Genomic DNA, 12,545 nt, shown 5'->3' with positions numbered 1-12,545 from the left:
TGCAGGCAAGGGCTACTCACTATATCTTTGAACCCATCGTCCGCCAGATCGCAAACCCCCTCTGCAGCGCTCCTGTGCAAGCAGCCACCGCACCGCCCACCAGGTTCCGAAATCTGTAGGGCATCTTGAAACCGCCACAAATGCCCGTATCATTAGCACTCACCGCAGACGAGTGCTAACACCGCCTCGGCTGCCGGAAGTTTGGTAGCGCCTGGGCCTCCAGGCGCTGAGTACGTCAGCTTTTTACTGAAAACAGGAGCATTGCAATGAACCTTCGCCCTCTGCACGATCGCGTGATCGTCAAGCGTATCGAAAGCGAAACCACGACGGCCTCCGGCATCGTGATCCCTGACAACGCCGCTGAAAAGCCCGATCAAGGTGAAGTGCTGGCCGTCGGCCCCGGCAAGAAGAACGACAAGGGCGACGTGATCGCCCTGAACGTGAAGGTCGGTGACCGCGTTCTGTTCGGCAAGTACTCGGGCCAGACCGTCAAGGTCAACGGCGATGAGCTGCTGGTCATGAAGGAAGACGATCTGTTCGCAGTGGTCGAGAAGTAATTCTCCCGCTGATTCGCTCATCTTTTCATAGCTGCTACTGCTTACTAGATAAGCGCTAGCGGCCAATTTGAACCCAATTTTCAGGAGCTCCAAAATGGCAGCAAAAGACGTAGTTTTCGGCGGCGAAGCCCGCGCACGCATGGTTGAAGGCGTGAACATCCTGGCCAACGCGGTCAAGGTGACTCTGGGCCCCAAGGGTCGCAATGTGGTGCTGGAGCGCTCGTTCGGCGCCCCTACCGTGACCAAGGACGGTGTGTCCGTGGCCAAGGAAATCGAACTCAAGGACAAGCTGCAGAACATGGGCGCCCAGCTCGTGAAGGAAGTGGCCTCCAAGACCAGCGACAACGCTGGTGACGGCACCACCACCGCTACGGTGCTGGCACAAGCCATCGTTCGCGAAGGCTTCAAGTACGTGGCCGCCGGCATCAACCCGATGGACCTGAAGCGCGGTATCGACAAGGCTGTGACGGCCCTGGTTGCCGAGCTGAAGAAGGCTTCCAAGCCCACCACCACCTCCAAGGAAATCGCCCAAGTGGGTTCGATCTCCGCCAACTCCGACGAAACCATCGGCAAGCTGATCGCTGACGCCATGGACAAGGTTGGCAAGGAAGGCGTGATCACCGTGGAAGACGGCAAGTCGCTGGACAGCGAACTGGACGTCGTGGAAGGCATGCAGTTTGACCGCGGCTACCTGTCGCCCTACTTCATCAACAACCCAGAAAAGCAATCCGCGATTCTGGACAACCCCTTCGTGCTGCTGTTCGACAAGAAGATCAGCAACATCCGCGACCTGCTGCCTACGCTGGAGCAAGTTGCCAAGGCTGGCCGTCCCCTGCTGATCATTGCCGAAGAAGTCGAAGGCGAAGCCCTGGCTACGCTGGTGGTCAACACGATTCGCGGCATCCTGAAGGTTGTGGCTGTGAAGGCTCCAGGCTTTGGCGACCGTCGCAAGGCCATGCTGGAAGACATCGCCATCCTGACGGGCGGCAAGGTCATCGCTGAAGAAGTGGGCCTGACGCTCGAAAAGGTGACGCTGGCCGACCTGGGCCAAGCCAAGCGCATCGAAGTGGGCAAGGAAAACACCATCATCATCGACGGCGCCGGTGCTGCTGCTGACATCGAAGCCCGCGTCAAGCAAGTGCGCGTGCAGATCGAAGAAGCCACGTCCGACTACGACCGCGAAAAGCTGCAAGAGCGCGTGGCCAAGCTGGCTGGCGGTGTGGCCGTGATCAAGGTCGGCGCTGCCACCGAAGTCGAAATGAAGGAAAAGAAGGCCCGCGTGGAAGACGCACTGCACGCTACCCGTGCCGCTGTGGAAGAAGGCGTTGTGGCCGGTGGTGGCGTGGCCCTGCTGCGTGCCAAGCAAGCTGTAGGCGACTCGGTCAAGGGCGACAACGCCGACCAGGAAGCCGGTATCAAGCTGGTTCTGAAGGCTATCGAAGCGCCTCTGCGCGAAATCGTGAACAACGCTGGTGGCGAAGCCTCGGTGGTGGTGAACGCTGTGTTGGCCGGCAAGGGCAACTACGGCTTCAATGCCTCGAACGACACCTACGGCGACATGCTCGAACTGGGCATTCTGGACCCCACGAAGGTCACCCGTACGGCCCTGCAAAACGCTGCCTCCGTGGCATCGCTGCTGCTGACGACCGAAGCCATGGTTGCTGAAGCACCCAAGGACGAGGCCGGTGCTGGCGGCGGCATGCCCGACATGGGTGGCATGGGCGGCATGGGCATGTAATGGCCGGCCGCTCCGGGTGGAACCCAGGTTCTGCCCGGTAGCCCCAAAAGAAACCCCGCAGGTTGCAAAACCTGCGGGGTTTTTTCCTTGCCGGGCTGACATCCACGGGTGAATGCCGCCGGAGCAGCAGATCGCCCCAACGGGTCGGTCAGAACCTGTAGGTCGCGCTCAGCACCACATTGCGCCGTGTCGCCCACCAGCAGTCACCACGCGCCAGACAGGTGCTCATGTACTTCTTGTCGGCCAGGTTGCTGATATTGAGCGCGTAGCGCCAGTCCTGGCTGTCGTAGGCCAGCAGCGCATCCACCACACCGGCCGCCGGAACCTTCGGCCCCGTGCCGTCGCGGAACGACGACAGCCAGCGGTACCCCGCACCGGCCGAGAAGCCGCGCACGCCGCCAATGGAGAACCGGTACACGCCCCACACGGCCGCCTGGTGGCGCGGCAGGTTTTCCAGCAGCGGATCGACGTCCGTGTAGTTGTAGTGGGCGGTCAGGTCAAACGCTGTGGCCACGCGCGCCTTGTATTCCAGCTCCAGGCCCTTGTTGCGGGTCTGGCCCACCTGCAGCGAGTTGTCGGGGTTGGTCGGGTCGGCCACCTTCTGGTTCTTTTCCTTGAGGTCGTACACCGCCGCCGTGAACTGGGTGGTGCCGCCTGAGGGGGCATATTTCACGCCCACCTCGATCTGTTCGCCCTCCAGCGGCTTGAAGCGCTGGCCCGAGGCGTTGGTGCCGCTCACAGGGCTGAAGGATTCGGCATAACTGATGTAGGGCGTCCAGCCGCCCCCCAACTGGTACATCACACCCAGGCGTTTGGTGGTGTCGCTGGTGCGGTCGTCGGACTGGCCCGCCAGGCTGTTCACAGCACGGTCGTGGCGCAGGCCGGCGATGAACATCCAGTTGCCCCACTTCATCTGGTCCTGCACATACAGGCCGCTTTGGCGCTGCACGTTCTCGGGCCGTGCGATGAGCGTCGGGTTCAGAACGTTGCCGTACACCGGGGCGTAGGCATCGATGGGCGTGTTGTACGCATCGTCGGCCTCGTTCTTGTTCTCGGTCTGCCGGTTCCAGTCCACACCCAGCAGCAGTTGGTGGCTGAGGGCGCCGGTGGTGAGGTTGCCCTGCAGATGGGTGTCCACCGCTGCCATGCGGGTGCGCGTGACGTTCTTGCCGTAGACGCGGTCAATCAGCCGCTGGTTGACAGGGTCTGCGCCCCAGCCACCCGGGATGGTGAAGAAATCGGCATAGTGGTAGCCACCGCGGTTCTCATTGCGTGCCAGGCGCAGGTTCTGGCGCACCGCCCATGCGTCGTTGAAGCGGTGCTCGAACAGGTAGCCGAGGGATTGCCGGTCGCTGTCGTAATAGTCGCCCGGCTCGCCGATAAAGCGGTTGATAGGAAGCTGGCCATTGGGGTTGGGCAACAGCGTGCCCGACCAGGGCAGGAACTGCGCCGTGGTGCCCGTGCGGTCCTGCTGCCAGTGGGCCTGCAGCACCAGCGAGGTGGCGGCATTGGGGCGCCAGGCGAGCGAGGGCGCGATCAGGCGCCGGTCGTTCTGCACGTAGTCCGTCTGCGTGTCCGCATCGCGCGCCACGGCCACAAGACGGTACGACCATTCGCCGTCCTTCGTGAGCGGGCCGGTCAGGTCGGCCTGCAGCTGCTTGCGGCTCCAGCTGCCCAGCTGCACGCCCACTTCGCGCTGCGCTTCCTGCAACGGGCGCTTGCTGACCATGTTGACCACGCCCGCCACCGTGCCCGCGCCAAAAAGCATGCCCGACGGGCCGCGCAGCACTTCAATGCGCTCGAGCGTGTAGGGTTCGGCGGGGGTGGTGCTGGTGTACCAGTTGTAGTTCTGGCGCAAACCATCCAGGTACGTGTCGGGGGAGCTGCCGCGCACCCGCACACTGTCGGCGCGGCTGTCCAGGCCATAGGCGTCGCTGCGCACCCCGGCGGCATACAGCAGCGCCTCTTGGAAGGTCGTCGCGCCCTGGTCCACGATCTGGTCGCGCGTGACCACGGTGACGGACTGGGGGGTTTCGGCCAGGGGCGTGTCGGTCTTGGTGGCCGTGGCCGCGTTGCGGGCACGGTAGCCGACCACCGGCGCGGTGGCCGATTCTTTCTCGGCGCTCGCGTCCACGCGCACCTCGGACAAGGTGGCTCTCACGTCCTGGGCCTGGGCCGCGACCCAGGCGGGGACGCCTCCAAAAGCCAACGCAATACCCATGCAGACTGCGGTCCGCTGATGCTGGAGTTTCATGATTTTCAAGAATAGAAATAAGAATGATTACTATTCTAAAAATCAAACCACACAGGCACGCGTTCCAGGTACAAGATGTCGTACAACAGCAACAAGTTGCGCTCGGATCGCAGTGAGATTGCTTCTATTTTTATAGCTATTTGCGCTTATCAAGAAAGCGCCAGAGCCACTTTTGACCAATATTCGGGCTGCACAAGGTTGCGGTACCTCTCTGGTACCCCGGAGCCCCCGCCACACCCCCACAAAAAAGCCCGCTGACCGTAAGACCAGCGGGCTTGGCGCGGGCGGACTCAGAGAGAGCCCGCAGCGGCGTCGCAAAGATCAGCCCTCGCTGGGCTGCACCCACCAGTAGATCAGCAGCAGCACGCCGATGCCGGTCAGCGTCAGCAGTTGCCACCAACCCGAGCGGCCAATGTCGTGCAGTCGGCGCGCGCCCACGGCGAATGCGGGCAGCAGCAGTGCAATGGAGACGATGCCGGAGACCACGTCACCCAGGAAGCTGGCGATCACCATGACGATGATCTGGAACAGGAAAAACCACCAGAACTCGGAGCGCACGGCGCGGCCCGAGAAACCCGCGTACTGCCCCAGGCAGCTTTTGATAGCCGAAACAAAATCCATACTGAACTCCCTCTCTTTGAAACTTAAAGCCGTTGTGGCAGGGCCAAGCCCCGCGCCATGATAGGGGCGCGCAGGGCAGCAAGTCCACACGCCCAGTCACCCCACCGACTACGCCTCACTCTGCAGGCGGACCAGGGAACGACGGATGCTTCTATTCTTATAGCTATCAGCGCTTACAGGAAAAGCGCTAGAGCCCTATTTCGCATCAAATCCTGGAAAACTCACACGGCCTTGCGCAGCGCATGCGTCTCGCGCGCCAGCTGGGTGATGCGCGCCCAGTCGCCCGCACGCACGGCGTCGGCGGGCGTCAGCCACGAACCGCCCACGCAGCGCACATTGGGCAGCGCCAGGTAGTTGGGCGCAGTGGCCAGGCTGATGCCACCCGTGGGGCAAAAGCTGACCTGGCCAAACGGACTGGCCCAGGCCTTGAGCAGAGGGATGCCGCCCGCGGCCTCGGCCGGGAAGAGCTTGAGGAACGAGAACCCATCGACCAGCGCGGCCATGATTTCGCTGGACGTGGCCACACCGGGCAGAAGCGGCAAATTCAGGCCCTTGCAGGCGCCGCCCACTTCGGAGGTGTAGCCAGGGCTCACCGCAAAACGTGCACCGGCCTCGCTCGCGCGGCGCGCATCGTCGGCGTTGAGCACCGTGCCCACGCCCACCACGGCCTCGGGCAAATTGCGCGCAATGGCTTCGATGGCGGGCAGGCCAGCAGCGGTGCGCAGTGTGACTTCCAGCACCTTCACGCCACCGGCCAGCAGCGCCTCGGCCAGGGGCAGCGCGTCTTCCACGCGGTCGATCACGATGACGGGGATGACGGGGCCATGGCTCGCGATGTCAATGGGATTCATGGAAATACTCCTTGATGTTGGATGCCGCACGCGGCGTATGACAGGGGCGCGGCCCATACCAGTGCACCCGTGGAACTGGCTTCGCCAGGCCACTGGGTGCGTCCCCCTCCCGCTCAGCGAGAGAGGGGGAAGGCGCGCAGCGACTCAGGGGGTGCATCCTGCTACAACCATGTGCAGGCTCCTTGTTCGGCACCGCCTGCGTGGCGGCGAAAGTTGGTAAACAGTTCCCGGCCAAAGCCGGTGGCGGGAGGCACGGTGTACGGCGCCACGGGGCGGGCGGCCCAGGTGGCTTCGTCGACCAGCACATCGAGCGTGCCCGCCACAGCGTCCACCCGCACAATGTCGCCATCCAGCACCTTGGCCAGCGGGCCACCGGCCAGTGCCTCGGGCGTGACGTGGATGGCGGCGGGCACCTTGCCCGATGCGCCGCTCATGCGGCCGTCGGTGACCAGCGCCACTTTGAAGCCCTGGTTCTGCAGCACGGCCAGCGGAGGGGTGAGCTTGTGCAGCTCGGGCATGCCGTTGGCCTGCGGACCCTGAAAGCGCACCACGGCCACCATGTCCTGCTGCACCTCGCCCGCAGCAAAGGCGGCGAGCAAAGCCTCTTGCGAATCGAACACGCGCGCAGGCGCTTCGATGATGTGGCGGTCTTCGGGCACGGCCGACACCTTGATCACCGCGCGACCCAGGCGCCCTTGCAGCAGGCGCAGACCGCCGGTGGGCGAGAACGGCCGGGTCACGGGGCGCAACACGGTTTCATCGCCCGACACCTCCGGAGCGCCCTGCCCGCCTACGGCAATGCCGCCGGTGTTCACGCTCATCACATCGGGGTGCATGAAGCCGCCGGCCAGCAGCTCGCGCAAGATCCACGCGGGGCCACCTGCGGCCTGGAACTGGTTCACGTCGGCATCGCCATTGGGGTACACGCGGGCCAGTAGCGGCACGGCGGAAGACAGCTCGTCAAAGTCCGACCAGTCGATCAGGATGCCCGCGCTGCGCGCAATGGCCACCCAGTGGATCAGATGGTTGGTGGAGCCGCCCGTGGCCAGCAAGGCCACCATGGCATTGACGATGCAGCGCTCGTCCACCACGCGCCCGATGGGCGTGAAGCGCGCACCGCGCTTGCCGATGTCGAGCACCGTGCGCACGGCCTGCCGCGTGAAGGCTTCGCGCTCTTCAGTGCCGGGCGGTGCAAAGGCCGCGCCAGGCACGTGCAAGCCCATGGCTTCCAGCAGCATCTGGTTGCTGTTGGCCGTGCCGTAGAAGGTGCAGGTGCCGGGGCTGTGGTACGCGGCGGATTCGGCCTTGAGCAATTCATCCCGCCCCACGAGGCCTTGCGCGTACTGCTCACGCACCTTGGACTTGTCCTTGTTCGACAGGCCGGTGCCCATGGGGCCTGCGGGCACAAACACGCAGGGCAGGTGCCCGTAGTGCAGCGCGCCAATCAGCAGGCCCGGCACGATCTTGTCGCACACGCCCAGCAGCAGCGCGCCATCGAACACATCGTGGGACAGCGCTACCGCAGTGGCCATGGCAATGGCATCGCGGGAGAACAGCGACAGCTCCATGCCGGGCGTGCCCTGCGTCACGCCGTCGCACATCGCAGGCACACCGCCTGCCACCTGCACCGTGGCGCCGTGCTGGGCGGCCTCATCCCGCAGAACGGCGGGGTAACTTTGGTAGGGCTGGTGGGCCGACAACATGTCGTTGTAGGCCGTGACCACGCCAATGTTGGGCGCCTTTTCGACCGTGATCTTGAACTTGTCAGCGCCGGGCAGCGCGGCATAGGCGTGGGCCAGATTGGCGCAGCCCATGCGGTCTTGTGCGGGCTTGCGGGCGATCATGGCGTCGATGCCTGCGAGGTAAGCGCCGCGGGTGTCTGCGCTGCGCTGGACAATGCGCTCGGTCACGCGCGCTACAACTGGGTGCATGGAAGTCTCCATCGGTGGGTGGCAGGACCCCGTGCATGGCGCCGGAGCCCGTTGTCTGAGGCCCTAGAATGTAACTCGATAACCACCCCACTTCAACCCATGTCCCTGCAAACCCTGCCCCTGCCGCCCTCCGAACTGGGCGAATCACCCTTCTGGCACCCCACGGAAAAATCCCTTTACTGGTGTGACATTCAGGGACAAGCAGTACACGCATGGCATCCTGAAAGCGGTCGCCACCGGCAATGGCGCATGCCCAGTGAGCCCGGCTGCTGCGCGCCTGCAGCGGGCGGGCGATTGGTAATCGGGTTACGAAACGGTTTCTACCTTCTGGATACGGCGAAGGACAGTGCCGACACCACCGCCCTCACCTGCCTGGCCCTGCTGCCACCTGATCAGCACGACACCGCTGTGCTGCGCCTGAATGATGGCCGGTGCGACACCGCAGGCCGGTTCTGGGCGGGCTCGGTCATCAGCCCTCGCACCGCGCCGGATGCCGCGCTGTGGTGCCTGCAGGCCGACGCGGCCAGTGCCACGGGCTACCGCGTGCGCCAGATGGCCGCCAACAACTTCACCGCCAACGGCCTGGCCTTCAGCCCCGACAACCGCACGCTGTACTGGTCCAACACGCCCGAACATCGCATTGACCGGTTTGACTTTGACGTGGCCACGGGTGAGATCACGAACCGCCGCCCCTGGGTGCAGTTCGACCGCAAGGTGGAAGGCCAGCCCTACGGCGGCAGGCCCGATGGCGCGGCGGTGGATGTGGAAAGCAACTACTGGGTGGCGATGTACGAAGGCGCTTGTGTGTTGCAACTCTCGCCATCGGGTGAGGTGCTGCAGCGCCTTGCAGTGCCAGTGCAGTGCCCGACCATGGTGTGTTTTGGGGGGGAGGATCTGCGGACGCTGTACGTCACGTCGGCACGGGCTGGGAGGCCGGTGGAGGAGCAGGAGGCGAAGACTCCTGCGGGATCGCTGTTCAGCGTGCGGGTGGAAGTGGCAGGACTGCCAGTGAATTTTCTCCAAGGACAATCGACGAGCGCAGCTCAAAAAGGCGCCTCACCATGAACTACACCCTTCGAACATGTGCCGCCTTTTTCGCGGGAAGCTGCCTGGCATTCGACGCTTCGGCCCTCAGCATGAAGGCGCTCAAGACGCACGTTGTTCAATTCCATGAGAGTGGCGTCACCCTTGCCGCAGCAGATCGACAAGCAGTGGCCACATTTGCAGAATCTCTGCGTGAAGCGGATTGGTGTCCGCTGGTTGTTGTGATCGGTGAAGCAAAGTTCCTCATCGACAAACACGACACCAAAACCATGGCCGAAGCCAGAGCCGCCTATGTCACGAATCTATTGAAGCGAAACGGCGTCCCAGCCCAAGTGCTCTTCTTTTTTGTCCAACCCTCCCCCACCCTATCTGCATCGGTTGAGATTGAAGCTGTGGGTTCCCCATCAAGCCCCGGGTGCAAGCACTCCAGGACAGAGGAAGGCTTTCGTCCTTCCCCGCCCGAACTCGAACCGAACACCGGCGCCCCGGCGTTCATTCGCTAGTGCGTAGCAGCGCAGCCGTCGCGCCAGAGACAGGGGCAGACATAGCATCCGTGCACCAGCACGCAGTGCTTTGCTAGCGACCAACCACCCCCAGCACGTCAAAACACGCCCCCATGTTGTGATAGTCCACCTTCCCTGCATTGCTTTTCTCGCGGGTGGTGTTGCGGTTGTCCCGATGCAGGATGCGAAACCACGCACCATGTTCGTGGTCCACGAAGTGCTCCCAGCAGTAGGCCCAGATGCGGTCGTACCACTGCCAATACCGATCGTCGCCCGTGCGCACAGCCAGAACGACAGCGGCGGCCATGCTCTCGGCCTGCACCCAGTGGTATTTGCCGTCGTCGCAGATGCTGCCGTCAGGCGCCATGCCGTAGTACAGGCCGCCGTGTTCGGCATCCCAGCCGCGTTCTACAGCGGCATCGAACAGGCGCTGTGCGCAGGGCAAGTGCCAGTCGGCGGGCAGCAGGGCATCCAGTTGCAGCAGCAGCTTGGCCCATTCGGTCTGGTGGCCGATCTGGTAGCCCCAGGGGCGGAAGATGTTGCTGCGGTCGTGGCGGTTGTAGTCCCAGTCCACCGACCAGTCGGCGTGGAAATGCTCCCACACCCAGCCTTCGGCAGCCGGGGCGCTGGCAGGGCTGGATAACGCCGCCTGCCGCTGGCAGATGCCTTGCGCCAGCTGCTCGGCACGCTCGATGTAGCGGCGCTCGCCCGTGGCGCGGAAGGCCGAGATCAGGGCCTCGCAGGCGTGCATGTTGGCGTTCTGGCCCCGGTAGCCTGTGAGCTGCCAATCGGGGCTGGCCTCGTCGGCATACAAGCCTGCGGTGGGTTGCCAGAAATGCTGTTCGGCGGTATCAAAGGCCTGGGCCAGCCACTCGCGGGCTTCGGGCACGCCAGCCTCAAAGGCGCGGGCGTAGGCCAGCATCACAAAGGCCATGCCATAGCAGTGGCGCGTGGCGTCTTGTACGGTGGCTCGCCTTTCATTCCAGTCGATCAGCCAGGCGTAGCCGCCAGTGGCGGGGTCGAGGAACGCGGTGCGCAGAAACTGCAGCGCGTGCAACATGCCGGCCTGGTAGCGTGCCTCGCCCGTGGTGCGGTAGAGCATGGCGTGCGTGACCACAAAACGGGTAGCGCTGACCAGGTGGCGGGTGCGCGTGTCGTACACCGCGCCGTCATCCAGGAAGAAGTGGTACTGCCCGCCGCTCGCGTCGGTGGCCACGGGGTCGTAGAACGCCATGGTGTCACGCAGATGCTGGCGCAAAAAGGCTGCGGAGCGGAAGTCCGGATAGGGCGGAATCGCCATGGGGGTGTCTCCTGATGCGTTAGCTGTAGGCCAGAGACCGTGCAGGCCTCTGTCGGTGGGGGCCTGGTCTGCCGCCAGCGCTGCCCCAAAACGAGCAATGTTCCGGGAGTCAGGCCGCGCTGCGCAGAAGGCCCAGCAGGCCGGCGGTCGAGCCATCCAGCCCCGCAGCGTCGCCACTGGCCAGCCGCGCCTCAATGTCCTTGGCCAGCACCTTGCCCAGCTCCACACCCCATTGGTCAAAGCTGTTGATGCCCCACAGGCTGCCACTTACGAACACGCGGTGCTCCTGCAGCGCAATCAGCGCGCCCAGCGAGGCGGGGGTGAGCGCATCCAGCAGCAAGAAGGTGCTGGGACGGTTGCCCGGGAAGTGGCGGTGCCCATCTTCCCCCTCCTTGCCCACCATCAGCGCCTGGGCCTGCGCCAGGGCGTTGGCCAGCAGCTTGTTGTGATGGCCCGGGAGTGGGTGGGTGGGCTGGCGCACGGCGATGAGTTCCAGCGGCAGCACGTCGGTGCCCTGATGCAGCATCTGGAAGAACGCGTGTTGGCCGTTGGTGCCCGGCTCGCCCCACAGCACGGGCGACGTGGCATAGGGCAGCGGCTGGCCGTCCAGCCCCACGCGCTTGCCATTGCTCTCCATCTCCAGTTGCTGCAGATAGGCCGGCAGGCGGCGCAATGCGGCATGGTAGGGCGCAATGCAGCGGCTGGTGAAGCCATGGAAGTTGCGGTACCAGATGTCCAGCAGGCCCAGCCGCACCGGCAGGTTCTGCGCCAGCGGCGCTGTGCGGAAATGCTCGTCCATGGCATGAGCACCGGCCAGCAGATCGCGAAAGCCCGCCGAGCCAATCGCAATCGCGATCGGCAGGCCAATGGCGGACCAGAGCGAATAGCGCCCACCCACCCAGTCCCAGAAGCCGAAGGTGGTGGTGATGCCCAGCGCCTGCGCGGCATCGACATTGGTGGTCAGTGCCGCAAAGTGGCGCCCCACATCCTGACCGCCTTGCGCCGCAAACCAGGCCAGCGCCGAGCGCGCGTTGGTCATGGTCTCTGCCGTGGTGAAGGTCTTGGAGGCGATGAGGAACAGCGTGCTCTCGGGCTTGAGCGTGCGCAGTGTGGTGTGCAGCTCATGCCCGTCCACGTTGGAGACAAAGTGCAGGCGCTTGCCCGGTGCACGGAACTGCTCCAGCGCCAGCACGGCCATGTGCGGGCCCAGGTCCGAGCCGCCGATGCCGATGTTCACCACGTCGGTGATGGACTCATGAGCACGCACCGTGTCGGCATAGGCCAGCATGGCATCCAGCGTGGTGTGCACCTGGGCCAGCTCGTGTGCAATGTCTGGCCCGTCGCCGGGCAACGCCAGGCCCCGGGGGCGGCGCAGCAGCGTGTGCAGCACGGCGCGGCCTTCGGTGCTGTTGATGGGCTGGCCGCCGAACATGGCGTCGCGGTGCCGGGTGAGTCCACTGGCACGGGCCATGTCTAGCAGCAGCGCTTCGGTGGTGGCGTCCCACAGGTTCTTGGAAAGGTCCGCAAACACCTCGGGCGCATGCTGGCTGAAGTGCTCAAAGCGCTGCGCATCGCTGGCAAAGGCCTTCCGCAGGTCCAGACGGCTGCCATCTGCGGAGAACGCGGCCTGCAACTGAGGCCACTGCGGAGTTTGGTCGCAACGGAGGGAGGACATGGTGGATTCAGGATGTGGGGAGGTGAAAACCGGCGAGATAGTAACTTGATTACACAATTTATCTAATAATT

General features: G+C 64.2%; 10 protein-coding genes. 4 read left to right on the top strand and 6 right to left on the bottom strand.

Annotation, left to right across the window (positions count from 1 at the left end; genetic code table 11):
- Positions 1–266 precede the first annotated feature (266 nt).
- Both ACSQ22_RS16950 and groL read left to right on the top strand, forming a co-directional pair.
- On the top strand, positions 267–557 hold the full coding sequence (locus ACSQ22_RS16950; RefSeq protein ID WP_055395161.1) for a co-chaperone GroES: 291 nt from the start codon (positions 267–269) through the stop codon (positions 555–557).
- 94 nt (positions 558–651) lie between these two features.
- Entirely contained in the window at positions 652–2,295 is a 1,644-nt protein-coding gene (gene groL / locus ACSQ22_RS16945; protein WP_436131004.1) for a chaperonin GroEL, read from the top strand.
- A gap of 148 nt (positions 2,296–2,443) precedes the next feature.
- Here groL and ACSQ22_RS16940 read toward each other — a convergent pair whose 3' ends face one another.
- The 4 genes from ACSQ22_RS16940 to edd all read right to left on the bottom strand — a co-directional run bounded on the left by ACSQ22_RS16940 (position 2,444) and on the right by edd (position 7,952).
- Complete coding sequence (locus tag ACSQ22_RS16940) at positions 2,444–4,549, bottom strand: TonB-dependent siderophore receptor (protein ID WP_436131003.1); 2,106 nt, start codon at positions 4,547–4,549, stop codon at positions 2,444–2,446.
- Between the two features lie 321 nt (positions 4,550–4,870).
- A complete protein-coding gene (locus ACSQ22_RS16935) occupies positions 4,871–5,170 on the bottom strand; it encodes a DUF805 domain-containing protein (RefSeq protein WP_121422375.1) in 300 nt (99 codons plus the stop codon).
- A 221-nt stretch (positions 5,171–5,391) separates the two neighbouring features.
- Positions 5,392–6,021 carry a bifunctional 4-hydroxy-2-oxoglutarate aldolase/2-dehydro-3-deoxy-phosphogluconate aldolase gene (eda, locus tag ACSQ22_RS16930; protein ID WP_436131002.1) on the bottom strand — a complete coding sequence of 210 codons (630 nt, stop codon included), beginning with the start codon at positions 6,019–6,021 and terminating at the stop codon, positions 5,392–5,394.
- A gap of 161 nt (positions 6,022–6,182) precedes the next feature.
- On the bottom strand, positions 6,183–7,952 hold the full coding sequence (edd, locus tag ACSQ22_RS16925; RefSeq protein ID WP_436131001.1) for a phosphogluconate dehydratase: 1,770 nt from the start codon (positions 7,950–7,952) through the stop codon (positions 6,183–6,185).
- A gap of 99 nt (positions 7,953–8,051) precedes the next feature.
- On the opposite strand from edd, the gene ACSQ22_RS16920 reads away from it, so the two are divergent.
- Positions 8,052–9,017, top strand: coding sequence for an SMP-30/gluconolactonase/LRE family protein (locus tag ACSQ22_RS16920; RefSeq protein ID WP_436131000.1), 966 nt, complete (start codon positions 8,052–8,054; stop codon positions 9,015–9,017).
- A complete protein-coding gene (locus ACSQ22_RS16915) occupies positions 9,014–9,499 on the top strand; it encodes a hypothetical protein (protein ID WP_228898860.1) in 486 nt (161 codons plus the stop codon). Before ACSQ22_RS16920 ends, ACSQ22_RS16915 begins: the two co-directional genes overlap by 4 nt.
- 73 nt (positions 9,500–9,572) lie before the next feature.
- Here ACSQ22_RS16915 and ACSQ22_RS16910 read toward each other — a convergent pair whose 3' ends face one another.
- Positions 9,573–10,799: an AGE family epimerase/isomerase gene (locus tag ACSQ22_RS16910; RefSeq protein ID WP_436130999.1), complete on the bottom strand. Its 1,227-nt coding sequence runs from the start codon at positions 10,797–10,799 to the stop codon at positions 9,573–9,575.
- A 109-nt stretch (positions 10,800–10,908) separates the two neighbouring features.
- Entirely contained in the window at positions 10,909–12,474 is a 1,566-nt protein-coding gene (gene pgi, locus ACSQ22_RS16905; RefSeq protein WP_436130998.1) for a glucose-6-phosphate isomerase, read from the bottom strand.
- Positions 12,475–12,545 lie beyond the last annotated feature (71 nt).

It is taken from the genome of Acidovorax sp. LjRoot38 (assembly GCF_964252975.1).
Classification (GTDB): Bacteria; Pseudomonadota; Gammaproteobacteria; order Burkholderiales; family Burkholderiaceae_C; genus Acidovorax; species Acidovorax facilis.
Note: the sequence above shows the minus strand (reverse complement) of the source record. Positions and strands in the feature narration are given on the sequence as shown.